General features: G+C 71.2%; 26 protein-coding genes and 1 tRNA gene. 9 read left to right on the top strand and 18 right to left on the bottom strand.

The features are described 5' to 3' along the window. Positions 1-36: 36 nt before the first annotated feature. The 4 genes from ABZS71_RS27645 to ABZS71_RS27630 form a co-directional block, all read right to left on the bottom strand. Positions 37-1080, bottom strand: a complete 1044-nt coding sequence (locus tag ABZS71_RS27645; protein ID WP_356214451.1) for a glycoside hydrolase family 6 protein — start codon at positions 1078-1080, stop codon at positions 37-39. Positions 1081-1239: 159 nt separating this feature from the next. Continuing rightward, on the bottom strand, positions 1240-1962 hold the full coding sequence (locus tag ABZS71_RS27640; protein ID WP_356214449.1) for a class F sortase: 723 nt from the start codon (positions 1960-1962) through the stop codon (positions 1240-1242). 5 nt (positions 1963-1967) lie between these two features. Further along, a complete protein-coding gene (locus ABZS71_RS27635) occupies positions 1968-2528 on the bottom strand; it encodes a hypothetical protein (RefSeq protein ID WP_356214447.1) in 561 nt (186 codons plus the stop codon). Between the two features lie 102 nt (positions 2529-2630). Next, positions 2631-3413 carry an HAD-IIA family hydrolase gene (locus ABZS71_RS27630; protein ID WP_355855769.1) on the bottom strand — a complete coding sequence of 261 codons (783 nt, stop codon included), beginning with the start codon at positions 3411-3413 and terminating at the stop codon, positions 2631-2633. A 241-nt stretch (positions 3414-3654) separates the two neighbouring features. On the opposite strand from ABZS71_RS27630, the gene ABZS71_RS27625 reads away from it, so the two are divergent. Next, complete coding sequence (locus ABZS71_RS27625; protein WP_356214445.1) at positions 3655-3843, top strand: antitoxin; 189 nt, start codon at positions 3655-3657, stop codon at positions 3841-3843. Positions 3844-3876: 33 nt separating this feature from the next. Here the strand turns inward: ABZS71_RS27625 and ABZS71_RS27620 are convergent, their stop codons facing one another. Both ABZS71_RS27620 and ABZS71_RS27615 read right to left on the bottom strand, forming a co-directional pair. Continuing rightward, positions 3877-5817 (bottom strand): hypothetical protein, encoded by a 1941-nt coding sequence (locus ABZS71_RS27620; RefSeq protein ID WP_356214443.1) that lies wholly within the window; start codon positions 5815-5817, stop codon positions 3877-3879. A gap of 144 nt (positions 5818-5961) precedes the next feature. Next, positions 5962-7056, bottom strand: coding sequence for an ROK family protein (locus tag ABZS71_RS27615; protein WP_356214499.1), 1095 nt, complete (start codon positions 7054-7056; stop codon positions 5962-5964). 68 nt (positions 7057-7124) lie between these two features. Here ABZS71_RS27615 and ABZS71_RS27610 point away from each other — a divergent pair, with 68 nt between their 5' ends. Together ABZS71_RS27610 and ABZS71_RS27605 are read left to right on the top strand one after the other, a co-directional pair. Continuing rightward, a complete protein-coding gene (locus ABZS71_RS27610; protein ID WP_355855760.1) occupies positions 7125-8228 on the top strand; it encodes a Gfo/Idh/MocA family oxidoreductase in 1104 nt (367 codons plus the stop codon). Next, positions 8225-8713: a heme-degrading domain-containing protein gene (locus tag ABZS71_RS27605; protein ID WP_355855757.1), complete on the top strand. Its 489-nt coding sequence runs from the start codon at positions 8225-8227 to the stop codon at positions 8711-8713. The genes ABZS71_RS27610 and ABZS71_RS27605 overlap by 4 nt, the downstream gene beginning before the upstream one ends. On the opposite strand, the gene ABZS71_RS27600 is transcribed toward ABZS71_RS27605, so the two are convergent. After that, positions 8692-9687 carry an ArsR family transcriptional regulator gene (locus ABZS71_RS27600; RefSeq protein WP_356214441.1) on the bottom strand — a complete coding sequence of 332 codons (996 nt, stop codon included), beginning with the start codon at positions 9685-9687 and terminating at the stop codon, positions 8692-8694. The two genes, ABZS71_RS27605 and ABZS71_RS27600, sit on opposite strands and share 22 nt — an antisense overlap. A gap of 174 nt (positions 9688-9861) precedes the next feature. Here ABZS71_RS27600 and ABZS71_RS27595 point away from each other — a divergent pair, with 174 nt between their 5' ends. Then, a complete protein-coding gene (locus ABZS71_RS27595) occupies positions 9862-10293 on the top strand; it encodes a hypothetical protein (RefSeq protein WP_356214439.1) in 432 nt (143 codons plus the stop codon). A gap of 246 nt (positions 10294-10539) precedes the next feature. Here ABZS71_RS27595 and ABZS71_RS27590 read toward each other — a convergent pair whose 3' ends face one another. After that, positions 10540-11871: a DUF445 domain-containing protein gene (locus ABZS71_RS27590; protein ID WP_356214437.1), complete on the bottom strand. Its 1332-nt coding sequence runs from the start codon at positions 11869-11871 to the stop codon at positions 10540-10542. A gap of 278 nt (positions 11872-12149) precedes the next feature. Here ABZS71_RS27590 and ABZS71_RS27585 point away from each other — a divergent pair, with 278 nt between their 5' ends. Next, positions 12150-13457, top strand: coding sequence for an SGNH/GDSL hydrolase family protein (locus tag ABZS71_RS27585; RefSeq protein WP_356214435.1), 1308 nt, complete (start codon positions 12150-12152; stop codon positions 13455-13457). Here the strand turns inward: ABZS71_RS27585 and ABZS71_RS27580 are convergent. Genes ABZS71_RS27580 through ABZS71_RS27565 form a run of 4 tightly spaced genes read right to left on the bottom strand, consistent with a single transcriptional unit; the run spans position 13454 to position 16823 of the window. After that, positions 13454-14194, bottom strand: coding sequence for a DUF1707 domain-containing protein (locus ABZS71_RS27580; RefSeq protein ID WP_356214433.1), 741 nt, complete (start codon positions 14192-14194; stop codon positions 13454-13456). The genes ABZS71_RS27585 and ABZS71_RS27580 overlap by 4 nt on opposite strands. 38 nt (positions 14195-14232) lie before the next feature. Continuing rightward, positions 14233-15198, bottom strand: a complete 966-nt coding sequence (locus ABZS71_RS27575) for an ATP-binding cassette domain-containing protein (protein ID WP_355857466.1) — start codon at positions 15196-15198, stop codon at positions 14233-14235. A gap of 13 nt (positions 15199-15211) precedes the next feature. After that, entirely contained in the window at positions 15212-15976 is a 765-nt protein-coding gene (locus tag ABZS71_RS27570) for an ABC transporter permease (RefSeq protein ID WP_355857484.1), read from the bottom strand. A 46-nt stretch (positions 15977-16022) separates the two neighbouring features. After that, the gene (locus tag ABZS71_RS27565) at positions 16023-16823 is read right to left on the bottom strand and encodes an ABC-2 family transporter protein (RefSeq protein ID WP_356214431.1); all 801 of its coding nucleotides are present in this window, start codon (positions 16821-16823) and stop codon (positions 16023-16025) included. Positions 16824-17102: 279 nt separating this feature from the next. Between ABZS71_RS27565 and ABZS71_RS27560 the strand changes: the two genes are divergently transcribed. Continuing rightward, positions 17103-19451 (top strand): transglycosylase domain-containing protein, encoded by a 2349-nt coding sequence (locus tag ABZS71_RS27560; protein ID WP_356214429.1) that lies wholly within the window; start codon positions 17103-17105, stop codon positions 19449-19451. Positions 19452-19517: 66 nt separating this feature from the next. Here ABZS71_RS27560 and ABZS71_RS27555 read toward each other — a convergent pair whose 3' ends face one another. Together ABZS71_RS27555 and ABZS71_RS27550 are read right to left on the bottom strand one after the other, a co-directional pair. Beyond that, positions 19518-19820, bottom strand: coding sequence for a co-chaperone GroES (locus ABZS71_RS27555; protein WP_049719557.1), 303 nt, complete (start codon positions 19818-19820; stop codon positions 19518-19520). Positions 19821-19923: 103 nt separating this feature from the next. After that, positions 19924-20289, bottom strand: coding sequence for a DUF3618 domain-containing protein (locus tag ABZS71_RS27550; protein WP_356214427.1), 366 nt, complete (start codon positions 20287-20289; stop codon positions 19924-19926). Between the two features lie 137 nt (positions 20290-20426). Here ABZS71_RS27550 and bcp point away from each other — a divergent pair, with 137 nt between their 5' ends. Both bcp and ABZS71_RS27540 read left to right on the top strand, forming a co-directional pair. Further along, entirely contained in the window at positions 20427-20894 is a 468-nt protein-coding gene (bcp, locus tag ABZS71_RS27545) for a thioredoxin-dependent thiol peroxidase (protein WP_356214425.1), read from the top strand. Positions 20895-21078: 184 nt separating this feature from the next. Then, positions 21079-21162, top strand: a tRNA-Leu gene (locus ABZS71_RS27540). A 64-nt stretch (positions 21163-21226) separates the two neighbouring features. Here ABZS71_RS27540 and rdgB read toward each other — a convergent pair. The 4 genes from rdgB to ABZS71_RS27520 form a co-directional block, all read right to left on the bottom strand. Next, positions 21227-21862, bottom strand: coding sequence for an RdgB/HAM1 family non-canonical purine NTP pyrophosphatase (rdgB, locus tag ABZS71_RS27535; RefSeq protein WP_356214423.1), 636 nt, complete (start codon positions 21860-21862; stop codon positions 21227-21229). 22 nt (positions 21863-21884) lie between these two features. Beyond that, positions 21885-22283: a hypothetical protein gene (locus ABZS71_RS27530; protein WP_355857448.1), complete on the bottom strand. Its 399-nt coding sequence runs from the start codon at positions 22281-22283 to the stop codon at positions 21885-21887. 117 nt (positions 22284-22400) lie between these two features. Further along, positions 22401-23132, bottom strand: coding sequence for a ribonuclease PH (gene rph / locus ABZS71_RS27525; RefSeq protein WP_356214421.1), 732 nt, complete (start codon positions 23130-23132; stop codon positions 22401-22403). Between the two features lie 97 nt (positions 23133-23229). Continuing rightward, on the bottom strand, positions 23230-23469 hold the full coding sequence (locus tag ABZS71_RS27520; RefSeq protein WP_355857443.1) for a PTS glucose/sucrose transporter subunit IIB: 240 nt from the start codon (positions 23467-23469) through the stop codon (positions 23230-23232). Positions 23470-23694: 225 nt separating this feature from the next. Here ABZS71_RS27520 and ABZS71_RS27515 point away from each other — a divergent pair, with 225 nt between their 5' ends. Beyond that, positions 23695-24945 (top strand): PTS transporter subunit EIIC, encoded by a 1251-nt coding sequence (locus ABZS71_RS27515; RefSeq protein WP_356214419.1) that lies wholly within the window; start codon positions 23695-23697, stop codon positions 24943-24945. Positions 24946-25135: the final 190 nt, after the last annotated feature.

Below are 25135 nucleotides of genomic sequence, written 5' to 3'. Positions count from 1 at the left end.
GATCATTCAGCGTTACGGATCACTCGGCGTTACGGATCACTCGGCGTTACGGGCGAGATCGAGCGCGTACCGCGGCCACCACTGACCCGCCCTGGGGCCGCCCTTGCAGGTGCCGTCCGACTCGCCCGGACGCTTGATCCACAGATACGCGTCGACCAGCTTGTCGCCGGTCTCGGTGGTCGGCCGCTCGCCCAGCGCCCGGCCCGTCGGATTGCACCACGCCTGCGGGTCGTTCTTGCCGGGGGCCGGGCCATTGCCGTTACGGCTGGTGTCGATCACGAAGGGCTTGCCGCCGACCAGCGCGGACAGCCTCTTGCCGTACGCCGTGTTCTCCTCGGTGCTCTGGTAGTTGGATGTGTTCAGCGCGAAGCCGTCGGCCTTGGCGATACCGGCCCGCTTCAGCGGCTGGACCATCCGGTGCGGGTCCTTGATCCAGTGCGGATTTCCGGCATCCAGATAGACCCTGGTGCGCGGCAGCCCCTTGAGCTTGTCCACGGCCCCGGTCAGCAGGTCGTACCGCTCCTCGTGGAACTGCCTGGGCGTACAGCCGTCCACCACATGCGGCAGCGCGTCGGGCTCCAGGATGACCGTCGCGGGGCGGTCCCCGATGCCCCGGACCGCCCTGTCGAGCCAAGCCCGGTAGGCATCGCCGTCCGCCGCGCCGCCCTTGGAGTACTGCCCGCAGTCACGGTGCGGGATCTCGTAGAAGACCAGCAGCGCATCGCGGTTCACCTGGGCGGCGGCCTCGGTGAAACCGCGCGCCTGGCCCTCCGGATCGTCCACCCCCAGCCACTCCGCGACCGGCTGTTCGGCGATCTTCTGTATCAGCTGGGCGTCGTCCTCCTCGCCCTTCTTCCGGTACGCCGCGACCTGCTCGGCCGCACTGCCGTCCGGGTTCACCCAGTACGGCACGGTCGACTTGGGCCGCTGCTTCGGCCGACCGGCCGAGGCGGCGTGATCGCTGTCGCTGCTGCCCGAGGAGCCGAAGCAGCCGGACAGCGTCGCGAGCGCCAACAGGGCTCCCGCGGCCGAGATCGCGCGGGCAACGTGACGTCGACGGCCGGTGTAACTGCCGTACATCCACTCCCCCTTGGGTGCACGCTCCGGAGAACCACGCGCGGTGCCCCGGCGGGACAAGACCGGTCGAATCAATCCTTACACACCATGCCGGGATGACGTGGACGCATCTTGGGCCTGCCCGCTGGTTTTCGCCCGTACGCCATGCCGGCCACGGCCCCCCTAACGGCTGGCCTGACCGCCGGCGGACACCGGGTGGGACGGACCCGTCGTGCCCGTCAGGTAGGCCGAGACGACGACATTCGCCGCGTACGTCCGCGTCGCCCGGTCGAACTTCCCGCCGCACGTGATCAGCCGCAGCTCCGCCCGGTCCGGCGACCTCGCCCCGTACACCCGTCGAGCGTCAAACCGCTTGGTGGTCACCACCTCGACGTCCTCCACCGTGAACTCCGCCGTCGTACCGTCCGAACGCGCGACCCGCACCCTCTCACCCCGTTTGAGGTCGCTCAGCCCGTAGAAGACCGCGGGCTTGGACTTGGTGTCGAGGTGACCGACCAGCAGGGCCGCGCCCGGTGAACCCGGTTCGGGGCCCGCGCGGTACCAGCCGACGGTGCCGGGGCGGCTGAAGGGGGGCGGCTTCACCGCGCCCGAGCGGTCGAGGCCGCTCGCGACGATCGGGGCACGTACCCCCGCCGCCTTGATCATGACGCTCTTCGGCTGAGCGGCCGTCAGCGGGGCGTGCGCCGGGGGCAGCGGGTGCGCCGGCGGGCGCCCGACCGCGGCCACGTCGCCGGTCATCGGCACCGGGCCGCCGGTCCCCTCGGTGGTGTCCCGGCCCCACATCCACAGACCCAGCAGCAGCGCCGCCCAGGCGACCCCCATGGCCAGCCGTCCGAGACCGGCGAAGCGCTTTCCGCACTCGTACCCGTACTCGTACTCGTCCATCGCGATCAGCCCGCCCCCGTACCGGACGGGCGGCGTCGGCGCCGCTGCACCGCGAGTCCGCCGACAGCCAGCGCCGTACCGCCCGAGAGCACCAGGCCGTACGCCTCGGCGCCGCCGAAGTCATCGCGCAACCGCGCATCGGCGGGCGAGGTGCCGCCGCCGCCCGCGTGGACGGGTGCGACGGGCGAGGGCGGGCGCTCCACGGCGATGGACACCTTTCCCTGGCTCCCGTCACCCTCCTCGTACGCCGGGACGCCGCCGCAGTCGACGGTGACCCGGTGCGTGCCCACCGTGGCGGTCGAGCGGATCGTCGCCTCGCTGAAGAGCCCGTCCCCGTCGGGCGTCAGCTCGGCGTCATCGACGAACACCGGCGACGAGGCCGTGGCCGCGTCGCTCGGGCAGCCGAAGACCCGGACTTCGACCTCGGCGCCGGGGGCGAGGGCGTGCCGGTTGATCCGGATCGTGGCGGTGCCGGAGTGCCGCTGCTCGGCGAGGGCCGGGGCGGCGACACACAGAGTGGCCGTACTCAGTGCGACAGTACAGAGAGTGAGGGCGACTGAGCGCATGGTGAACCTCCTGATATCACGAGGCTCACGCGCCCGGCCGGGGCCCGCATCCGCTGCGGACCCCGGCTACGCCATACGGGTCAAATGAGGATCGGGCCCCGGTCAGACGATGCGCTCGACGAGGTCGGCGATGGAGTCGACGACCGTGGACGGCCGGTACGGGAACCGGTCGACCTCCCGGGCCTGGGTCACCCCGGTGAGCACCAGGAACGTCTCCATGCCCGCCTCGAGACCGGCCCGCACATCCGTGTCCATCCGGTCGCCGATCATCGCGCTGCTCTCGGAGTGCGCGCCGATCGCGTTCAACCCGGCCCGCATCATCAGCGGATTGGGCTTGCCGACGAAGTACGGCTCCCGGCCGGTCGCCTTGGTGATCAGCGCGGCCACCGACCCGGTGGCGGGCAGCGCGCCCTCGGCGGACGGCCCGGTCTCATCGGGGTTGGTGGCGATGAACCGCGCACCGTCGTTGATCAGACGGATGGCCTTGGTGAGCGCCTCGAAGCTGTACGTACGGGTCTCGCCGAGGACGACATAGTCCGGCTCGACATCGGTGAGGACATAGCCGATGTCGTGCAGGGCGGTGGTCAGCCCCGCCTCGCCGATGACGTACGCGGTGCCGCCGGGGCGCTGCTCGTCCAGGAACTGGGCGGTGGCCAGCGCCGACGTCCATATGTTGGTCACCGGCACGGCGAGGCCGATCCGGGACAGCCGGGCCTGGAGGTCGCGCGGAGTGTAGATGGAGTTGTTCGTGAGCACGAGGAAGGGCCTGCCCGACTCGCGCAGCCGCTTGATGAAGGCGTCGGCACCGGGCACCGGTATGCCCTCGTGCATCAGCACCCCGTCCATGTCGGTGAGCCATGACTCGATCGGCTTGCGCTCTGCCACTGGTTGCTCTCCGCTCGGGTTGACCATCTGGCGACGATCTCAGCCTAACCGGGCCGGCGGCGGGCGGGACCGGCTCGTCTTCGGTGCGTCCTGGCGGCGTCTCCGCCGCGTCTTCGGTGCGACTCCGCTGCGTCTCCGCTGCTCGCGGCGTTCCAGCGCGACAGACCAGCACACCTGTCCGATCCTGAGGGGAGGGGTGGCTTCCGCCCCTGCAACGAGCCGGACCCGTAAGGAGACCCCCATGGGCATCAAGGACAAGCTGAAGGACGCCTTCGGCAAGAACCCGGAGAAGCGCCGGCACGCCGCCCGCAAGGGTGCCGACACCGCGGACAAGAAGACGGGCGGCAAGTACTCGGAGCAGATCGAGACCGGCTCGGACAAGCTCGACGACGAGCTGCGCCGCCGGGGCGAGGGGCCCCGGGGCCAGTAACCGCCGCGGCTGCCCCCAGCGCCCCGGGCCTCTTCAGCGCCCCGGGCGCCGGGACTTCACCACGAGGACGGTCCCGCCGGCCAGGAGCGCGACGCTGAGGACACCGAGCCCGGCCAGCAGGGCGCCGTGGCCGCCCGTCTTGGCGAGCTCGGGCGGCATCCGATCGGAACGATCGGAGTCGGAGTCGTAACCCTCGTCCTGATGGCTGCCGTCCTCGTGGCCGGCATCGGCGTTGGGCTCGGTGCCGGTGCCGGTGCCGGTGCCGGGATCGGTACCCATGTCGGTGCCGGGGTCGGTACCGGTCTCGGTGCCGGCGCCCCCGGTGCCGGTGCCGGGATCGGTACCCATGTCGGTGCCGGGGTCGGTACCGGTCTCGGTGTCGGCGCCCCCGGTGCCGGTGCCGGGATCGGTACCCATGTCGGTGCCGGGGTCGGTACCGGTCTCGGTGCCGGCGCCCCCGGTGCCGGTGCCGGTGCCGGGATCGGTGCCCATATCGGTGCCCAGATCGGTGCTGAGATCTGTGCCCAGATCGGTGTCGGGCGCGGGATCCGTGCTGGTGTCGGTGCCGGTTTCGACGCCAGGAGCATCGCTGTCGGCTTCGGTGGCGTCGCTGGGGTCGGCGCTGGCTTCGGGGTCGCTCCCCGCCTCGGTGTCGGCGCTGACTCCGGTGTCGGAGCTCGGGGCGGCGCTGGGCACGGCGCCGACCTTGGTGTCGCCTTGGGCGTCGGCCTCGGTGTCGTCGCCGGGAGCGGTGCCGACGCCGCTTTCGGCCTCGGCGTCGGTGTCGGTGTCGGAGCTCGGGACGGCGCTGGGCACGGCGCCGACCTTGGTGTCGCCTTCGGTGTCGGCCTTGGTGTCAGCTTCGGTGCCGTCGCCGGGAGCGGTGCCGACGCCGCTTTCGGCCTCGGTGTCGGTGCTCGGGGCAGCGCTGGGCACGGCGCCGACCTTGGTGTCGCCTTGGGCGTCGGCCTTGGTGTCAGCTTCGGTGCCGTCGCTGGGGGCGGTGCCGACGCCGCTTTCGGCCTCGGCCTCGGCCTCGGCGTCGGTGTCCGTGCTGGGAACCGGACTAGGGGCGGCGCTGGGGGCCGCCGCGGCGGGGTTGCCGTCCTTGTGGCCGGCGCCGGGAGTCCGGCTCGGCGCGGCGGGCTGCTCCCGGACCGTCCCGCTGTCGGCGGTTCCGCCCGTGCTGTCAGCGCTGGGCGCGGCCGTCGGGCCGGCCGTCGGGCCGGTTTCCCGGGCGGGCGTCCCGCCCGTATCCGTGTCCGTACCGGCGTCATCCGTACCGGCATCCGTTCCCGTCTCCGGCTCGGTCTCCGCCGCCGTCTCCGCGTCGTCGATCCGGAAGTCGTAGTCGTTCGACTGCCCGACCCAGTCGCCGTCGTCCGCGTGCCGCTGTACAGCGATCACATTGGCGGTGACCTCGCCCTGGGGCGCGTCGGCCGTGAAGCTCGTCCGCACCCGCACATCGACGGTCTTCCGCGCGGGCACGGTGAAGCCCTTGAAATGGTCGTCGAACACCCCGATGTTCTCGTCCTCGTCGGTCGTCTCGAAGGAGACGGGCCGCCAGGTGCCGCCGTCCGCGTACGGGTCGAGGAACTCGAAGCGGATGTGGCGGGGCTTCAGCTCATGGCCCTTGTCGACGAGGACCGCGATGGGGTGGATCGCACGGCACCCGGTGTCCGTCGTGTTGCGCAGCTCCAGGTGCCAGCCGGACCAGCCGCTGCCCCGCGCGTAGTGGTCCGGCCCGTCGCGGAGGTGGGCGTCGATCGGGAAGTCGGAGGCGTTCCGGTCCCCGCAGACCGGTTCGGCCGCCTCGGCCGCATCGGCCGGCTCGGCAGACCCGGCCGGTGCGGGAGACCCGGCCGGTGCGGTCGGCTCGGCCGCGGTGGCGTGCGGCGCGACCCCGTACAGAGCGGGAGCGAGCGCGAGCGCGGCCGCCGGCAGGGCGGCTCGTAGGGAAAGTGCGGTGGGCAAGCGCATGAGTGACCTCTGCTGTGCTGCGGCGTATCCCCGAGCGCTCCGCTACATTCCACGTCCGCATGCCGACACACCGCCGGGGCGGCCGATTGACCCCGACTGGCCGTCAATAACCCCCTCGATCGGCCCAGCCCCGCCCCGTCACCCCAGGGCGAAGAGCGGCGCGAGCACCAGCTGCGCCGCGCCCTCCACCACCGCCCGGCCGCCCCGCTCCACGACGTCCACCGGGACCGCGGGGCGGCTGGCGCGCGCCGCGTCCTCGGCGAGCTGCGCGGCCACGCCCTGGACGTACGGTCCGGGGTCGGCCAGTACCACCCGGCCGCCGAGCAGGACGCGGTCGATGTCGAGCAGCCGTACGAGGTTGGCCGCGCCGACGCCGAGCAGCCGCGCCGCCCCGGCCCCGTCGCCGCGTGCGACGGCGGCGAGACACAGCGCCTCCAGACAGCCGCGGTTGCCGCAGCCGCAGGGAGGCCCGTCCAGCTGGATCACCTGGTGCCCGAACTCCCCCGCGTCGGTCCGCGCCCCCCGGTACACGCCCCCGCCAAGCACCAGACCGGCGCCCAGACCGGTGCCCAGATGCAGATACGCGGACGACTCGGCGGTCGCCAGCCCCAGCGCGGCGGCGTTGGTGTCCTTGTCGAGGACGACGGGCAGGCCGAGCCGCTGGGCGAGCGCGTCGCGCAGCGGGAAGCCGTCCCAGTGGGGGAAGCCCGTGACGCGGTGGAGCACTCCGGAGCCGTGGTCGAGCGGTCCGGGCGCGGCGACGCCGACTCCGAGCAGCCCACCGCCCAGCGGGCCGCCGCCGGTCCCCGCGTCCTTGATGAGGGCCTCGACCTCCCGTGTGGCGGCCGCGACCGCCTCGTCCGCCGCCGCCCCGAAGTCGAAGGGTGCCGTGCGCGCGGCCACAGGTATGCCCGCGAGGTCGACGAGGACCGCCGTCAGCTCGTCGCGGTCGAGGTGCAGCCCGATCGCGTGGCGCGCGCCCGGGACCAGGCGGAGCACGGTGCGGGGCTTGCCGCCGGTCGAGGCGCGGTGGCCGGCCTCGGTCGCCAGGCCCTCCGTCCGCAGCCGTGCCGTGATCTTGCTGACGGCCTGCGGGGTGAGGCCGGTGTGGGCGGCCAGCTCCAGCCGGCTGACGCCGTCCGCGCCCGCGTCCCGCAGCAGGCGCAGGACGAGCGCGGCGTTATGGCTGCGCAGGGCGGACAGATTGGCGCCGGGTCCGGCCGCCCCCGTCATCGTGGTGTTCACCCACCCATTGTGGTCATCACTTGCGCTTTGGCAACAGCGTTGTCAAAGTAGGCGACATGGACGCCACCTACGACAGCACCGCCGCCCGGGTCGGGCTCATCGGCTACGGCCTGGCGGGTTCGGTCTTCCACGCCCCCTTGATCGCGGCCACCGAGGGACTCGTCCTCGACACCGTCGTCACCTCCAGCCCCGAGCGGCAGCGGCAGGCCCGCGCCGAGTATCCCGACGTGCGGCCGGCCGAGTCCGCCGACGAGCTGTGGGGCCGGGCCGATGAGCTGGACCTGATCGTCATCGCCTCCCCCAACCGCACCCATGTCCCGCTCGCCCGCGCCGCCCTCGAAGCGGGGCTGCCGGTCGTCGTGGACAAGCCGCTCGCCGCGACCGCCGCCGAGGCCGAGGAGCTGGCCGCCCTCGCCGACGCCCGCGGGCTGCTGCTGAGCGTCTTCCAGAACCGCCGCTGGGACAACGACTTCCTCACCCTGCGACAGCTGATGGCCGACGGCGCGCTCGGCGAGGTGCAGCGCTTCGAGTCCCGCTTCGAGCGCTGGCGGCCCCAGCTCAAGGGCGGCTGGCGGGAATCCGGCGACCCGGCCGAGGCCGGCGGGCTGCTGTACGACCTGGGCAGCCATCTGGTCGACCAGGCGCTCACCCTCTTCGGGCCCGCCGTCTCGGTCTACGCCGAGGTCGACGTACGCCGCCCGGGGGCGCAGACCGACGACGACACCTTCGTCGCCCTCACCCACGCGAACGGCGTCCGCTCCCATCTGTGGATGAGCGCGATCGCGGCCCAGCTCGGCCCGCGCTTCCGGGTGCTGGGCAGCCGGGCGGGCTATGTGAAGTACGGCCTCGACCCCCAGGAGGCCGCCCTGCGCGAGGGTCTGCGCCCCGGTGACCCGGCCGCCGAACCGTGGGGTGCCGAGCCCGAGAGCGCCTGGGGCCGTCTGGGCGCGGGCGAGTCCCCGCTGACCGGCGGCGGCGTCCCGGTCCCGACCCTCCCCGGCGACTACCCCGCCTTCTACGCCGCCATCGCCAGCGCCCTGCGCGAGGGAACCCCACCCCCGGTCACCGCCGCCGAGGCGGCGGCCACCCTGCGCGTCCTGGAGGCGGCCCGCCAGTCGGCCGCGGAGGTCCGTACGGTCCGGATCGAGGAGGCGGCGTGAGCACCCCCACCGACGACCTCGCCGGCCTGATCGCGCGCCTGGAGGACCAGGAGCGCCGGCTGCGCCTCCCCCACCTCGACAACGACGACGCCTGGCGTCTCGGCTCCCTGATCGCGCATCTCGCCAAGGAGCGGGGCGCCGCCGTCACCATCTCGGTGCGCCGCGCCGGCCAGCGCCTCTTCCACCGCGCCCTGCCCGGCACCTCTCCCGACAACGACGCCTGGCTGGACCGCAAGTGCCGCGTCGTCGAGCGCTACGCCGCAAGCTCCTATCTCGTCGGCACCCGGTTCCGGGCCAAGGGCACCACCTTTGAGGCGTCCTCCCGTCTCGACCCCGACCTCTACGCCGCCCACGGCGGCGCCTTCCCCCTCCACGTCGAGGGAACGGGCGTCATCGGCACGGTCGCGGTCTCCGGCCTCCCCCAGGCCGAAGACCACGCCCTGGTGGTGGAGGCCCTGGAGCGCTATCTGTCCACGGCCTCCTGACGCACCGCGCCGCCGCCGGCGCCGCCTGAGCCGGCGAGGAGGTCCAGGCCGAGGGGCGTGCAGGAGTGCCGGACGGCCTTGCCGTCCCGTTCCGTGGTGATCAGACGGGCCGCGCGCAGCGCTTTGGCGTGCTCGGACGCCGAGGACTTGGCGATGGACAGCTCGGCCGCGAGGTCGGTCGTGGTGCGCTGCCGGGTGAGCAGGGTGAGGGCGGCGGCGCGGGTGGAGCCGAGCAGGGCGGCCAGGGGTTCGGCGTCGGCCGGCCGGTCGAGCAGCGGAAGCTGGCTCACCGCCGGGTAGACGAGGATGCCGGGCTTCCCGGGCCGTACGGCGAGCAGGGGCCAGCCGGGCCACACCATCGACGGCAGCAGAATCAGCCCCCGCCCCTCCAGCGCGAACTCGGCCTCCCCGGGCCAGTCGAACTCCAGCGTCGTACCGCACCACCTGGCCCCGGGGACCAATCCGGCCAGCGCGGTGCGGATGCCCTGCTCGGCCAGGAGCCGGGTGCGCCAGGCACGTTCGGCGTCGAAGGCGGACTGCACGCCGCTCCACGACCCGGCCAGCACGGTGTCGTACGCCGCGCGCAGGGCCTCGGCGAGGATCCGCCAGGCGCCCCCGTCCTGCTCGGCCAGGTCACGGAGCCACCCCGTCACCGGCCGGCGGTCGGCCGCGCACACCCGGTCGAGCTCGGAGCGGACGAAGCCGGCCGGGGTCGACAGAACCTCCTCCAGCCCGTCGTCCAGCCCCCGGCTGAGCGGATCCAGGAACAGCGGCCCCCGCCCCGAGGGCGGCACCAGCTCCAACAGCGGCCGCACCGCACGCGGCAGCGTGCGCCGCAGCGACTGCTGCCATCTGCCGAAGACGGGCGGCAGATCGCACCGCCGCAGCGCGGCCAGCGCCAGCCCCAGCTCCATCAACGGCGCCGGCTCGCGGGCGAACGTGACCCGCAGCAGGTCCTCAGCCGTACAGCGCACACGCAGCATTCCGCCCGCCCCCTCGCCCCGTCCCCCCCGGTGGCGTGTCCGCGACGGTCACGGTTCGGTCAGGGCCGAAACCATCGCGGGCGGGGGGGATCGCCCCGATTGTTGGCCGTGTGACCGGTGACGCGTAAGGAGCGAACCGGACAAGCCTTAGGAAAGGTAAGCCCAGTGACGCACGCAACCAGCCGCACCCGGCTCCGCCGCACCGCCCTCGTCGCGGGCGCGTTCCTCGCCCTGGCCACGGCCACGGCCACGGGCACCGCCCAGGCCGCCGCCTCCGCCGCCGCCTCCACCTCCGCCGCCGCCCGGCCCGCCTCCGGCCCCCGCATCGCCGCGGCGCCCTCCAGCTGTCCGAAGTACTACTTCTGCGGCTATAAGAACGCCAACTACAGCAATCTCTCGTTCAAGTTCAGGGACTGCTACCTGCAGGCGATCCCGACCGACCTGATCAGCGGCGGCTCCTGGTACAACAACCAGTCCAACGGCACCAAGGCGAAGATGTACGACTACTACAAAAACCTCATCTACACCACCCCGGGCGCCCCCTACGGCGACGCGCACGGCGACTGGTCCAAGGTCTGGTACGTCGACGCCTGCTGACGACCCATCGACCATAAGGGGCGGCCCCCACCGGGGCCGCCCGTACATCACGTGCGGCTACAGCCGCCCCAGACGTCACCACCCTCCGCGGCTCACTCCTCGCGGAGGACTCCATAGACGATGGAGTCGCGCCATTCACCACGGACGTGGACGTGGCCGCGGATTCGCCCCTCTTCTGTCATGCCTGCGGGCCCTGCGGCTCGCACCTTCCAGACAAGCGCCGGGAGATTCGAGAGGAACGCCGCGCTAGGCGCCCAGCGCCTGCGAGACCGTATAGATCACCAGCCCGGCCAGGGCACCGACCACGGTGCCGTTGATCCGGATGAACTGCAGATCCCGGCCGATATGCGCCTCGATCTTCCGCGAGGTGTGCTCCGCGTCCCAGCCGGCCACCGTCTCGGTGATCAGCGAGGTGATCTCGTCCCGATAGGTCGTCACCACATAGACGGCGGCGTCCTCCAGCCAGCCGTCGACCTTCCCGCGCAGCCGTTGGTCCGTCACCATCCGCGTGCCCAGCGACAGAATCGCCGCCCGCGCCCGCAGCCGCAGCTCGCTGTGCTCGTCCTCGGCCGCCGAGACGATCATCGCCCGCACCGAGGCCCAGGCCGAGGCGATCAGATCCTGCACCTCGCCGCGCCCCAGCACCTCGGCCTTCAGCCGCTCCACCCGGGCCCGGGTGTCCGTATCGGACTGGAGATCCCCGGCGAAGTCGGTGAGGAAGCGGTCGACGGCACCGCGCGCCGGATGGTCCGGCATGTCGCGCATCTCGGTCACGAACCGCAGCAGTTCCTTGTAGACGCGCTCGCCGACCCTGCGGTCCACGAACCGCGGCGTCCAGCCGGGCGCGCCACCGGTCACCGCCTCCATGACCGAGTCGTTGTGCTCGGCCAGCCAGTCGTGGGCGCGCAGACACACCAGGTCCACGGCCCGGCGGTGGCCGCCGTCCGCGACGACGCGCTCCAGCAGCTTGCCGAGGCCCGGCGCGATCTCCTGGGTGTCCGCACGGCGGGTGATCGCCTCGCCCACCACCGCCTGCACATCGGAGTCGCGCAGCACCGTGAGCGCGCCGCGCAGCGCGGTCGCCAGTTCGGCGGTCACCCGGTCGGCGTGCGCGGGCTCGGCCAGCCAGGCGCCGAGCCGGCTGCCGATGCCGACCGAGCGCAGCCGCAGCCGTACGACATCGCCGGACAGGAAGTTCTCCCCGACGAACTCCCCGAGGCTCACCCCCAGCTGGTCCTTCTTCGTCGGGATGATCGCGGTGTGCGGAATGGGCAGCCCCATCGGCCGCCGGAACAGCGCGGTGACCGCGAACCAGTCGGCCAGCGCGCCGACCATGCCCGCCTCGGCCGCCGCGGCGAGATAGCCGGTCCAGCCGCCGACCCCGGAGGACCGCCCCCATATGGCGAGTACGTAGACAAGGGCGACGGCGAGCAGCATGCCGGTGGCGAGCGCCTTCATCCGGCGCACCCCGCGCCGCCGCTCCTCGTCGAGGGGGCTCTCGGCGGAAAGGCCGCCCGCCACGCCCCCTGGCGGCGCGGGCGGCGTGCCCGCCGTCTCACCCGTCGTTGTCCGGTCCATACGCTCCACCCGGTCGAGCCGTCTCCTTATGCATTGTCTCTTTCCTGTCTCACTCGCCCACTTGTGCAACGAACGGCGAGTTCCCGTCGTCTGTCCGGGGGAGCGACCCTGCACACTGGGAGCAGGCCGACGGGCGGACCCGTATCACGCCATGGGATCATGGAGAACCGACCGGACCGCATCGGCGCTGCTGAAGCACTCGTCGCAGTTCCCGTCCACTCTCGGAGCCACGGGCTCCGTCCGCCCGAGGAGAAAACCCGCCCATGAGCATGCCCCCTATGCCCAGACGCACGGGTTATGCCGTGCTCGCTGCGCTGGCGGCTGTGGTGATCCTCGTCTCCACCGCGATATTCATCGGGGTCGGCGGCGACAAGGGCGGTACGGATGAGAACGCGCGGGGTACCCGCGGCTCGGCCGCCCCGGCCTCGGCCGGATCCTGGGTCGGCACCTGGTCCACCTCGGCCGCCGCGGCCGAGCCGAACACGCTCCGTGGCTTCTCGGGCATGTCGATACGGAACGTCGTCCACACCAGCATCGGCGGCACCGGCGCCCGGATCCAGCTCTCCAACTTCTACAGCACCCGCCCGCTGACGATCACGCACGCCTCGATGGCGCTGGCCGCGGCCCCCAGCAACCCCACCGCGGCGGCCGGCACCATGCGCCGGCTGACCTTCGACAACCGCCCGTGGGTGACCATCCCGCCGGGCGGGGCCACCACCAGCGACCCGGTGCGGCTCACCCTCCCGGACGCGGCCGATCTGCTGGTCACCACCTACACCCCGCAGGCGTCCGGCTCCGTCACCTACCATCCGCACGCCCGCCAGACGTCCTATCTGGCGCGCGGCGACCGTACGGAGGACACCGCCGGCGCGGCGTACACCGAGCAGAGCCCGTACTGGCGCTATCTGACCGCCGTGGACGTGTGGTCCAAGGAGGCGCAGGGCGCGGTCGCCGTGCTCGGCGACTCGATCACCGACGGCATCACCTCCACCGCCGGGGCCAACCACCGGTGGACCGACTTCCTCGCCGAGCGGCTGCGCACCGAGCCCGGGGCGCCCCGCTTCGGCGTGCTCAACCAGGGGATCAGCGGCAACCGGGTGCTCAGCGACGGCACCCAGTTCCCGCCCAACAACCCCAGCGCGCTGTCCCGCTTCGACCGCGATGTGCTCTCCCGTACGGGCGTGAAGGCCGTGATCATCGAGCTCGGCGTCAACGACATACTGCGCATTCCCCATGTGACCGACCCGACCAAGATCGTGTCCGGGCTGAAGCGGCTGGCCGAGCAGGCGCACGCGCGCGGCCTGCGGGTCATCGGATCCACCGTGACGCCCTTCTACGGCCACCGGGGCTACACCCCCCTGCTCGACGCCGTACGCGAGCAGATCAACACGCAGATCCGCGCCGGGAAGGTCTTCGACGAGGTCGTGGACTTCGACAAGGCGCTGCGCGACCCGATCAGCCCGCTGCGGCTGCGCCCGACGTACGACTCGGGCGACCATCTGCACCCGAGCGACGAGGGCTACCGGGCGATGGCGCGGGTGCTGGACCTGCAGGACCTCAGGGGCAGCGCGGCGGCGACGCTCTAGTCCCGCAGCTCACGGCGGTCCCGGCGAGCGTCGCGCAGCCGCTCCCGGCGCTCCGCCCTCAGCCGGCGCCGCTCCGCCTTGAGCCGCTTGTGCTCGTCCTTGCGCAGCTTGCGCTCGACAGTGACCCCGCCGAAGAGCGCCAGGCCCGTGACGGTCACGCGCGGCGCGCCGGGCTCGCCGTCGGCGGTACCCGAGTGGTCGAAGCCGCCCATGATGCCGATGCCGCCGACATGCGTCTCGATGTCCGGCGGCACGATGACGTTCACCCCGCCCATGAGGGCGAAGCAGCGGATGACCGTCTCCCGGGCCTCGAAGCGGGCCTCGCGCAGATCGATCTCACCGCCGCCCATGCACGCGAAGGCGGTGAAGGCGCGCGGCGCGGTCCAGGTGCCCTTGCGCTGGAAGCCGCCCAGGATCGCGATCCCCATCCGGGAGGTCGGCGCGCCGCCGATCCGCTCCCGCCGGCCGGTGCGGTCGCCGACGGGCGCGGACAGCGCGCCCAGGGCGGCCGAGCCGGGCACCGGGAGGTCCCGTACCAGCGGCTCCAGCTGGGCGTGGGTGCGCGCCTCGTACGCCGCCTCCAGCCGCTCCTCGAACTCCTCCATGTCCAGGCGGCCCTCGGCGACGGCTTCCCGCAGCGCCTCGGCGACACGCTCCCGCTCGGCGTCGGAGGCCCTCATCCGGGCGTCGCCGGGAAGGTCGGGGCTCGCCCCCTGGGAAGAACCAGCGCTCGTCATACGGACAGACTAATAGCGGCCGCCCGCCCTGGGCCGTCTCACATCCCCGGCCGCCGCGAGAAGAGCATTCTGGCGATGACGTCCTCGATGTCCGGCTCACGCACCGACAGATCCACCAGCGGATAGCCGTCGGCCACCGCCGCGACGATCGGCGCCGCGCTGCTGGTCGCCGGGAACGCCAGCCACTGCCGGGGCCCTTCGACCTTCACCGTCCGCGAACCGGGGATCTCGATGGGCGGCAGCTCCCGCTCCAGATCGACGACGAGGGTGCGCTCGCTCTCCCCCACCGCGTGCAGCCCGCCGAGACCGCCGTCGTAGACCAGCCGGCCGTGGTCGATGACCATCACCCGCTTGCAGAGCTGTTCGATATCGGTCAGATCGTGGGTGGTGAGCAGCACGGTGGTGCCGCGCTCGGCGTTCACCTCGCGCAGGAACTCCCGCACCTTGGCCTTGCTGACCACATCGAGCCCGATCGTCGGCTCGTCGAGATAGAGCACCTCGGGGTCGTGCAGCAGGGCGGCCGCGATATCGCCGCGCATCCGCTGGCCGAGCGAGAGCTGACGGACCGGCACGTCCAGCAGCGCGCCGAGGTTGAGCAGTTCGACACAGCGGTCCAGGTTCTCCCGGTAGCGGTCGTCCGGGATCCGGTACATCCGCCGCACCAGCGCGTACGAATCGCGCAGCGGCAGATCCCACCACAGGGTCGTCCGCTGTCCGAAGACCACGCCGATCCGGCGCGCGAGCCGCGTCCGCTCGCGTGAGGGGTCGATTCCGGCGACCCGCAGCCGCCCGCCGCTGGGCACCAGGATGCCGGTCAGCATCTTGATGGTGGTGGACTTCCCGGCGCCGTTCGGGCCGATGTAGCCGACCATCTCGCCGCGCGGCACCCGGAAGCTGATGCCGTCCACGGCGCGCACCTCGCGCCGCTCACGGCGCAGCAGCCCGGCCCTGCGCCGCACCTCGAACACCTTCTCGACGCCGTCGAGTTCGATGAAGTCGTCCATCTCGCGGTCCCCCTCAGCTCCCGGTGCTCTGGTACGCGCGCAGCCCCGCCCGCCACGCCAGCCCCGCGACCGCGCAGCAGCCGGCCGCGACCAGCGGGGCGGCGAAGCCGAGCCACCCCGGCAGCCCCAGCGGATTCGGCCGGCCCAGGATGTGCAGCGCGGGCAGCCAGTTGACGAAGGCCAGCGGGATCACGAAGGTGACACCGCGCAGCAGTTCCTTCCCGAAGACCGTCGGCGGGTACTCCAGCAGCGTGGTCCCGCCGAACGTAAAGGCGTTCTGCACCTCAGAGGCGTCCTTGGCCCAGAACTGGAAGGCGCCGCCGAGCACGAACAGCGCCCCGAAGATCGCGCCCCCGCTCAGCAGCATCACCGGCATCAGCAGCACCCGGTCGGCCGTCCAGCCGATGTCCAGCCGGGTCAGCGACCAGCCGAGCAGCAGCGCCCCCTGGCTGACCCGGCCGAGCCTGCGCAGCGCGAAGCGGTCGGCGGCGACCTGGGCGAGGATCGGCACGGGCCGTACCAGCAGGGTGTCCATCGTCCCGTCACGCACCCGCTGGCCCAGCCGGCCCATGGTGCCGAGCGCCAGGTCGGCGAGGCCGAAGGCGGTGCTGGTGGTGCCGTAGAGAAAGGCCACCTCGGCGAGGGTGAAGCCGCCGAGCGTACCGATGTGAGAGAACATCAGCGCGATCGCCACGAAGTCCAGCGCGGTCGCCGCGAAATTCCCGACGGTCATGATCAGGAACGAGGTGCGATACGCCATCGTGGAGCGCACCCACATCGCCACGATCAGGGCGTAGGCGCGCAGTCCCTGCCCCAGGGCGGAGTCAGCCACCTTGGACGACCACCTTCCGGGTGGCGACCGACTGCAGCGCACGCCCGGCCGCGAACAGCGCCACCGCCCACCCCACCTGGAAGCCGAACGCCCGGAGCAGCCCCGTCCCCCGGCGCTCCTCCAGGAAGATGTCCGCGGGCACCTGGAGCATCGCCGCCCACGGCAGCGCGCGGGCGATCTCGCCGAGCCGCCCGGGAAACACATTGAGCGGCAGGATCATCCCCGAGAAGAACAGACACAGCAGCCCGCTCATCATGGCCAGTCCCGAGCCGTCGAGCAGCCAGAAGGCGGCGAGCGCGACCAGATAGCGCACCGCGAAGCCGACACACACCGCGAGCACCACCGACAGCAGAAAACACAGCCAGGTCAGCGGGGAGGAAGGCAGGCTGAGTTCGAAGACCAGCGCACCCAGCGCCATCGGCACGACACCGCGCCCGAGCAGCTGGAACAGGGCCCGGCCGAGCTCTCCGGCCAGCCACCACAGCTGGAGGTCGACGGGGCGGTAGAGGTCGACGGCGATGTCACCGGAGCGGATCCGCTCCTGCAGCTCCTCCTGGAAGCCGCCGCCGAGCAGCGCGACGGCCGCGAGCAGCGCCTGGCCGAGCCAGACGAAGGTCAGGGCCTGGGAGAGCTCATAACCGCCGAGATGGGGTCGCTCGTCCCACAACGCGGTGTAGGTATAGGCGACGATGAAGCCGAAAACGGTATTGGTGAACACCCCGGCCACGGTGGCGACCCGGTAGGTCGCGTAGCGTTTGAACCCGCTCACCGCGACGGCCATATACAGCCGCATTCGCCCGCCTCCCTCCCCGAAGACCCGGCGACCCGACCGGCGCCAAAGCACAGGAGCCTAGTCCGACGGCCGATCAGACGGCCAGGCATTATTCACCGGATGGTGTGAGGGAAATCATCCATTCGGCCGGTCACAGACCAGTCACAGGTGCGCGCCACAGCCCCGGCCCGGAACGGATGATGCGACAGTGTTTTATGGGGCGTACGACGCGAATCGCCCGACCGTGCACGATTCCGCCGCGGCGCAACCCTCGACGGCGGCCGAGGAGTCTCAGGAGACATGAGCGACGAGCCCCAGCTGATCGACGGCGACGCCGCCGCAACGGGCGACCGGCACAGCACCAACGACACCAACGGTGACACCCCCGCCACCCACGGCATGGACGGCGTGGTCGGCATGGACCGCGCGGACGGCAAACCCGCCAAGGGCAGAAAGGGCCGGCCCCGGCGCACCGGTTGGCGCCGCCTCCTCCCCACCTGGCGCCTGGTGCTCGGCGGCTTTCTGCTGATCGTCCTGCTGGTCGCGGGCGGGCTCGTCACCGGCTATCTGCTCGTCGACATCCCCGCGGCCAACAAGGCCGCCATCGCCCAGAGCAATGTCTTCCTCTACTCCGACGGCTCCCAGCTGGCCCGCGAGGGCCAGGTCAACCGGGAGAACGTCCCGCTCAGCCAGGTGCCCAAGCGCACCCAGCACGCGGTGCTGGCGGCCGAGGACCGGGGCTTCTACTCCGAGTCGGCGATCAACCCCGAGGCGATGGTCCGCGCCGCCTGGAACACCGCCACCGGCAAGGGCAAGCAGTCCGGCTCCACCATCACCCAGCAGTATGTGAAGAACTACTACCTGGACCAGGAGCAGACGGTCAGCCGCAAGGTGAAGGAGTTCTTCATCGCGATCAAGCTGGACCGCGAGGTGAGCAAGGACAAGATCCTTGAGGGCTACCTCAACACCAGCTACTTCGGCCGCAACGCCTACGGGATCCAGGCCGCCGCCCAGGCCTACTACGGCAAGGACATCGGCAAGCTCAACACCGCGCAGAGCGCTTATCTGGCGACCCTGCTCAACGCCCCCAGCGCGTACGACATCGTCTCCCATCCGCAGAACAAGCGGCAGGCGGTGGCCCGCTGGAACTATGTGCTCGACGGCATGGTCAAGAAGGGCTGGCTGAGCCGGGCCGAGCGCAACAAGATGACCTTCCCGGCGCCCACCGAGGCCAGGGCCCCCTCCGGCATGTCCGGGCAGCGCGGCTATCTCGTCGAGGCGGTCGAGGACTACCTCACCAGCAACGGGATCATCGACGAGCAGACCCTGGCACGCGGCGGCTACCGCATCACCACCACGATCGACAAGAAGAAGCAGGACGCCTTCACCGAGGCCGTGCGGGACCGGCTGATGAGCAAGCTCAGCAAGGACCGCAAGGTCGACTCGTACGTCCGGGCGGGCGGCGCCTCGATCGATCCCAAGACCGGGAAGGTGGTCGCCCTCTACGGCGGGATCGACTACACCAAGCAGTTCGTCAACAACGCGACGCGCCGTGACTACCAGGTGGGATCCACTTTCAAGCCATTTGTCTTCACCTCGGCGGTGCGCTATGGGGCCACCACCCAGGACGGACAGACGATCACCCAGGACACGCTCTACAACGGCGACAACGAGCGTGAGGTCATCGGCCCGGACGGCCCCACCGGCTACTCCCCCGCCAACGAGGACGACGTCGACTACGGCGACATCGACGTCACCACGGCCACCGACAACTCGGTGAACTCCGTGTACGCGCAAATGGCCGAGGACGTGGGCCCCGCCAAGGTCAAGCAGACCGCCATCGACCTCGGCGTCCCCAAGAAAACCCCCGATCTGCACGCCTCCCCCTCCATCGCGCTCGGCCCCGCCACCGCCAGCGTGCTGGACATGACCGAGGCCTACGCGACCCTCGCCAACCACGGCGAGCACGGGAAGTACAGCCTGGTCGCGGAGATGACCAAGGACGGTGCGCAGATCAAGCTCCCGGCGCGGGACAGCCGGCAGGCCATTCCGCGGAGCGCCGCCGACACCACCACCTCGATACTGCAGAGCGTGGTCGACGGCGGCACCGGCACCGCCGCCCAGGCCGCCGAGCGCCCCGCGGCCGGCAAGACCGGCACCGCGGAGGAGGACAAGGCCGCCTGGTTCGCGGGCTACACCCCGGATCTGGCGACCGTGGTGGCCGTGATGGGCCAGGACTCCAACACGGGCGTACAGAAGCCGCTGTACGGGGCGACGGGCCTGGACCGCGTCAACGGCGGCGGCTACCCCGCCGAGATCTGGGCCCAGTACACCGCGGGCGCGCTGGACGGAAAGCCGCCGGCCGACTTCGACCTGCGGCTGGAGGACGGTACGGACACCCCGTACGACCCGCCGGCCAGCCCCGAGCCCCCCGCCCCCCTGCCGCCGGTCGTCACCACTCCCCCGGCCACGGTCCCGTCGGACCCCTCGATCCCGACGGAGCCCACCTACAGCCCGCCGGCCGAGCCGACGACGGAGCCGCCGACGACCCCGCCGACCGACGGCTTCCCGACCGATGACCCGACCTTCGATCCCGGGGGCGGGGGGCCGGGCGGACCCGAAGACCCGGGAGACCCGGAGAGCGGCTGACGCACGGCAGAGGGTGGTGACGCGGAACGTCACCACCCTCTGTTCGTCTGCTGCGTCTGCTGCGTCCTACAGGTACAGACCCGTGGAGTCCTCGGCGCCCTCCAGCCGCTCCGCGGCCACCGCGTGCAGATCGCGCTCCCGCATCAGCACATAGGCCACCCCGCGGACCTCGACCTCGGCCCGGTCCTCCGGGTCGTAGAGCACCCGGTCGCCCGGCTCCACGGTCCGTACGCTCTGCCCGACCGCGACCACCTCGGCCCAGGCCAGCCGCCTGCCGACCGCCGCGGTCGCCGGGATGACGATGCCGCCGGTCGACCGGCGCTCGCCCTCCGGAATGTCGGTACGGACCAGCACCCGGTCGTGCAGCATCCGGATGGGCAGCTTGTCATGGGACGTGTTCGCACTCACATTACGACCGTACCTGGCCGGGCGGCGTACCGGCGCCCCAGGGCAGCCACAGCCCCCGTCGGCCCTAGGACCGACGCCGCTTCGAGCACTTCGGGAACTTCGAGGACTTCGAGGACCTCGACGACTTCGAGGAGAGCGCGAGCAGCGCGACCAGCCCCACCACGACGAGCGCGGCCGGCACGATCCGCTCCATCCGGGGCGCCCCCTCCTCCGACACGAACTGGCCGCGCACATTCGTGACCACCCGGTTCGCGGACACATACGCCCGCCCCGCGGTCCGGTCCACGGCCGACGCCGCCTTCGCCTTCGCGTCCCCCATGATCGTCTTCGGGTGCACCCGCACCCCGATCTCGTCGAGCGTCACGGCGAGCTCCTGCCGTCTGCGGGCGATGTCCGCCTCGATCTGCGCAGGGGTCCTGGCATCCGACACCGCGCTGCCTCCGTCAGTCTCGATGATTCGTAATGGACAGTCTGTCAGCTCACCCTCATCTGCGCCCCACGGCACCCCCGGTCGGGAAGCTGGCTAATGTCGGTATGTACCCCCGAAGCCACGAGGAGCACCAGATCATGAGCGAGCGACTGCAGCCCGGCGGCACCGCCCCCGCCTTCACCCTCCCCGACGCGGACGGCAAGCAGGTCTCGCTCGCCGACCACGCGGGCCGCAAGGTCATCGTCTACTTCTACCCCGCCGCCCTCACCCCGGGCTGCACCAAGCAGGCGTGCGACTTCACCGACAACCTCGAATTCCTCTCCGGCCACGGCTACGACGTCATCGGCATCTCCCCCGACCAGCCCGAAAAGCTCGCCAAGTTCCGCGAGCAGGAGTCCCTCAAGGTCACCCTCCTCGGCGACCCCTCCAAGGAGGTCCTCGAGGCCTACGGCGCCTTCGGCGAGAAGAAGCTCTACGGCAAGACGGTCACCGGCGTGATCCGCTCGACCGTCATCGTCGACGAACAGGGCAAGGTCGAGCGCGCCCTCTACAACGTCAAGGCCACCGGCCACGTAGCCAAGATCATCAAGGACCTGGACCTCTGAGCCCACCCTTCCCCGACAGGTCCCGCACCGCCTCGGTGCGGGACCTCTCGCATGGTGGGCCAACTGCCACGCCGTCACGAGCACCTGGTGTCGAGGCGGTAGACGCCATGGAGAGCGCCGGGTCGGCGCCTGAGCCGTACTCGTGTGTCACGGAAGCTGTCAGACCGCTAGGATGGCTTGCCTGGCGGCCGTTGCTGAATTGGTATAAGCGAGGGTTTTAGGTGCCCTTGGGAGAAATCCCATGTGGGTTCGAGTCCCACCGGCCGCACTGACCTTGGATGCGAAGGGGCGGTCCGCTGAGCCAGCGGACCGCCCCTTCGTTGTCGCTCCGCTCACCCCAGCAGTTCGCGGACGATCGGGGCGATCGCCCGGAAGGCCTTGCCGCGGTGGCTGATGGCGTTCTTCTCCTCGGGGCTCAGTTCGGCGCAGGTGCGGGTTTCGCCGTCGGGCTGGAGGATGGGGTCGTAGCCGAAGCCTCCGCCGCCGGTGGGCTCGTGGCGGAGGGTGCCGGTGAGCCGGCCGGAGACGACGCGGTCGGTGCCGTCGGGGAGGGCGAGGGCGGCGGCGCATTCGAAGTGGGCGGCGCGGTGTTCGTCGGGGACGTCGGCGAGCTGGGCGAGCAGCAGGTCGAGGTTGCCGCGGTCGTCGCCGTGCCCGCCCGACCAGCGGGCGGAGAAGATGCCGGGGGCGCCGCCAAGGATGTCGACGCACAGGCCGGAGTCGTCGGCGATGGCCGGGTGGCCGGTGGCCCGGGCCAGGGTGTGGGCCTTGAGGAGGGCGTTTTCCGCGAAGGTCACACCGGTCTCCTTGATGTCATGGACCTCGGGATAGGCGTCGGCGCCGACGAGTTCGACGTCGAGGCCGGATTCGCCCAGGATCGAGCGCAGCTCGGTGATCTTGTAGGCGTTGCGGGTGGCGAGGATCAGGCGGCGGGGGTGCGGGAGGTGTCCCTCGGAACGTTGCTGCATGGCTCTGATTATCAAGGGGACGTCAGGGGGTGCAGACGTTGGTCAGCTCGCCCGCCGCGTCCTTGACGGGGGTCAGATCGGGGTTCTTGCCGCTGTCGACGGACTTCTGGACGTTGTCCACGGCCTTTTGGAGGTTGTCAACGGCCTTGCCGACGTCCGCGTTGTCGGTGCGGTCGCCCACCTTGGCGATGTCCTTGTCGAGGGCGTCGAGGATCTTGTCGGCGTCGTCCGGGTTGACGGCGGCGCCGGTCACGGCGTCCTGGAGGTTGTCGACGTCGTTGGATATCTCGACGGCGAGCTGGGCGCAGTCGAGGGCCTTCTCCACGGCGCTGCAGCCGACGGTGATCGGCACCGCGAGCGCGACGGCGGCGAGTGCGGTGATGGCGGTGGTGGTGCGGCGGCGGTAGTGGCGCGGCGCCATGGAACGGGTCCCCTCCCCGGTGGACCGGCCGCGGGGCGCGATGCGCGCTCCCGCGGCCGGGTGTCGGTACGTACCTGTTGGTACCTGACTAAACGCCAAGCGCCGCTCGCTGGTTGCTCACAGGACCGTGTCGAGCGCCGCGCGCTGGATGACGGCCAGCGCGCCGCAGCCCGCGACGGCGAGGTCCAGCAGCCCGTTGAGCTCCTCGCGGGCGAAGGGCTCGCCCTCCGCGGTGCCCTGTACCTCGACGAAGCGGCCGTCGCCGGTGCAGACGACGTTCATATCGGTCTCGGCGCGCACGTCCTCCTCGTAGCAGAGGTCGAGCATGGGGACGCCGCCGACGATGCCGACGCTGACGGCGGCGACGGTCCCGGTCAGCGGCTGCCGGTTGGCCTTGATCAGCTTCTTGCCCTGGGCCCAGCCGATGGCGTCGGCGAGGGCCACATACGCGCCCGTGATGGCGGCGGTGCGGGTGCCGCCGTCGGCCTGGAGGACATCGCAGTCCAGGACGACGGTGTTCTCGCCGAGCGCCTTGTAGTCGATGACGGCGCGCAGCGAGCGGCCGACGAGGCGGGAGATCTCATGCGTACGGCCGCCGATCCTGCCGCGGACGGACTCGCGGTCGCCGCGGGTGTTGGTGGCGCGCGGCAGCATCGCGTACTCGGCGGTGACCCAGCCCTCGCCGCTGCCCTTGCGCCAGCGCGGTACGCCCTCGGTGACGCTCGCGGTGCACAGGACACGGGTGTCGCCGAAGGAGACGAGGACGGAGCCCTCGGCGTGCTTGCTCCATCCGCGCTCAATGGTCACGGGGCGGAGCTGATCGGGGGTGCGGCCGTCGATACGAGACATGAGATGAGCCTATCGGCAACACGGAGGGCCCCGGTCCGGTGAGGATCGGGGCCCTGGGCCGGCGGCGTCCCCGGGGGACGGCCGATGGCTCAGCAGGTCACATGAGGTCTTCGATCTCGGCGGCGACGGGGTCCGCGTCGGTGCCGATGACGACCTGGATCGCGCTGCCCATCTTCACCACGCCATGCGCGCCCGCGGCCTTCAGTGCGGCCTCGTCGACGAGGGAGGGGTCCTTGACCTCGGTGCGGAGCCGGGTGATGCAGCCCTCGACCTCAATGATGTTGTCGATACCGCCGAGCCCCGCGACGATCTTCTCAGCCTTGCTGGCCATGTCCACTCCTGTCGTATCGCCAAGTGGTCTACACCATTATGCGGGTTGGATGAACGGACGGCACCCCGGCACCCGCTCGCACCCCCGGGTCATCAGTGGTTCAGACCACATGGAACGATGGATTCTCTTATCGGATCCTCACGTGCTACAACAGGTCTACACCACTTGTGGTGTAGACCATATCGCGGGCCACCCCCATTCCCGAGAGCCCGCCTCACCAGGAGGAATCCGATGAGTACGGCCACGGCCTCGGCGGCGCCCGCCCAGAAGCGGGGTGCGGGTCTGATCAAGGGTATGCAGAAGATCGGACGCAGCCTCCAGCTGCCCGTCGCCGCCCTGCCCGCCGCGGGCATCCTGAGCCGCCTCGGCCAGGACGATGTCTTCGGCAAGACCGGACTCGGCTGGAACAAGCTCGCGGAGATCTTCGCCCACGCGGGCGGCGCGCTCTTCGACAACCTGGCCCTGCTCTTCTGCATCGGCGTGGCCATCGGCTTCGCGAAGAAGTCGGACGGCACCACCGCGCTCGCCGCCCTCGTCGGCTTCCTCGTCTACAAGAACATCCTGACCGGCTTCGTCAGCGATGTGACCGGCAAGCCGGAGGACCCGGGCGTCCTCGGCGGCATCGTGGTCGGGCTGACCGCTGCCGTGCTGTGGGAGAAGTACCACCGCACCCGGCTCCCGGACTGGCTGGGTTTCTTCAGCGGCCGCCGCTTCATCCCGATCCTGATGTCCTTCGCGGGGCTGCTCTACGGCGTCGTCTTCGGCTATCTGTGGGGCCCGATCGGCGATGGCCTCAACAGCTTCTCCGAGTGGCTCTCGGCGAACGGCGCGGTCGGCTCCGGAATCTTCGGGGTGGTCAACCGGCTGCTGATCCCGGTCGGCATGCATATGCTGCTGAACTCGTTCGCCTGGTTCCAGTTCGGCGACTTCAGCTCGGGCGGGCAGACGTACCACGGTGACATCGCGCGCTACTTCCACGACGACCCGTCGGCCGGAATGTTCATGACCGGCTTCTTCCCGATCATGATGTTCGCGCTGCCGGCCGCCGGTCTGGCGATCGCGCACTGCGCCCGTCCGGAGCGGCGCAAGGCCGTGATGGGCATGATGATCTCGGTCTCGCTGACGGCCTTCGTCACGGGTGTGACGGAGCCGATCGAGTTCTCGTTCATGTTCATCGCGCCGGTGCTCTACGGGATCCACGCGGTGCTGACCGGTGTGTCCATGGCGCTGACCTGGGCGCTCGGGATACGCAGCGGCTTCACGTTCTCGGGCGGGCTCTTCGACTATCTGCTGGGGTGGTCGCACAGCGAGAAGGCGTGGCTGATCATCCCGATCGGGCTGGCGTTCGGCGTCGTCTACTACCTGCTGTTCCGCTTCGTGATCACGAAGTTCAACATCCCCACGCCGGGCCGTGAGCCGGAGGACACCCTGGACGACGCGGCGACGGCGACGGCGACCGCGACGGCGGGCAAGAAGAGCTAGCGTCGCGGATCCTCGTACGCCATACGACAAACGACATACGAAGCGCCGGGCCGGCGGACCGGCCCGGCGCTTCGCCGATCAGACCTCGTAGACCGCTAGACCCAACGCCGTTCAGTTAGGCGTGGGGACTGTTCGTCAAGGCTGGTGAACGAGGCAGCGGAGCTGCTGTAGAAGAGGTTTGTCCTCCAAG

Source organism: Streptomyces sp. NPDC005393 (assembly GCF_040606675.1).
GTDB lineage: Bacteria > Actinomycetota > Actinomycetes > Streptomycetales > Streptomycetaceae > Streptomyces.
This window is presented reverse-complemented; position numbering and strand designations above follow the sequence as displayed.

Coding starts and splice junctions, on each gene's coding strand:
- ABZS71_RS27635 (WP_356214447.1), bottom strand. CDS start 2,528: ATGCGCTCAGTCGCCCTCACTCTCTGTACTGTCGCACTGAGTACGGCC.
- rph (WP_356214421.1), bottom strand. CDS start 23,132: ATGTCTCGTATCGACGGCCGCACCCCCGATCAGCTCCGCCCCGTGACC.
- ABZS71_RS27640 (WP_356214449.1), bottom strand. CDS start 1,962: ATGGACGAGTACGAGTACGGGTACGAGTGCGGAAAGCGCTTCGCCGGT.
- ABZS71_RS27530 (WP_355857448.1), bottom strand. CDS start 22,283: ATGGCGCCGCGCCACTACCGCCGCCGCACCACCACCGCCATCACCGCA.
- ABZS71_RS27585 (WP_356214435.1), top strand. CDS start 12,150: ATGCCCAGACGCACGGGTTATGCCGTGCTCGCTGCGCTGGCGGCTGTG.
- ABZS71_RS27580 (WP_356214433.1), bottom strand. CDS start 14,194: ATGACGAGCGCTGGTTCTTCCCAGGGGGCGAGCCCCGACCTTCCCGGC.
- ABZS71_RS27560 (WP_356214429.1), top strand. CDS start 17,103: ATGAGCGACGAGCCCCAGCTGATCGACGGCGACGCCGCCGCAACGGGC.
- ABZS71_RS27515 (WP_356214419.1), top strand. CDS start 23,695: ATGAGTACGGCCACGGCCTCGGCGGCGCCCGCCCAGAAGCGGGGTGCG.
- ABZS71_RS27645 (WP_356214451.1), bottom strand. CDS start 1,080: ATGTACGGCAGTTACACCGGCCGTCGACGTCACGTTGCCCGCGCGATC.
- ABZS71_RS27610 (WP_355855760.1), top strand. CDS start 7,125: ATGGACGCCACCTACGACAGCACCGCCGCCCGGGTCGGGCTCATCGGC.
- ABZS71_RS27625 (WP_356214445.1), top strand. CDS start 3,655: ATGGGCATCAAGGACAAGCTGAAGGACGCCTTCGGCAAGAACCCGGAG.
- ABZS71_RS27555 (WP_049719557.1), bottom strand. CDS start 19,820: ATGCTGCACGACCGGGTGCTGGTCCGTACCGACATTCCGGAGGGCGAG.
- ABZS71_RS27570 (WP_355857484.1), bottom strand. CDS start 15,976: ATGTGGGTGCGCTCCACGATGGCGTATCGCACCTCGTTCCTGATCATG.
- ABZS71_RS27590 (WP_356214437.1), bottom strand. CDS start 11,871: ATGGACCGGACAACGACGGGTGAGACGGCGGGCACGCCGCCCGCGCCG.
- ABZS71_RS27575 (WP_355857466.1), bottom strand. CDS start 15,198: ATGGACGACTTCATCGAACTCGACGGCGTCGAGAAGGTGTTCGAGGTG.
- bcp (WP_356214425.1), top strand. CDS start 20,427: ATGAGCGAGCGACTGCAGCCCGGCGGCACCGCCCCCGCCTTCACCCTC.
- ABZS71_RS27565 (WP_356214431.1), bottom strand. CDS start 16,823: ATGCGGCTGTATATGGCCGTCGCGGTGAGCGGGTTCAAACGCTACGCG.
- ABZS71_RS27615 (WP_356214499.1), bottom strand. CDS start 7,056: ATGACGGGGGCGGCCGGACCCGGCGCCAATCTGTCCGCCCTGCGCAGC.
- rdgB (WP_356214423.1), bottom strand. CDS start 21,862: ATGCAGCAACGTTCCGAGGGACACCTCCCGCACCCCCGCCGCCTGATC.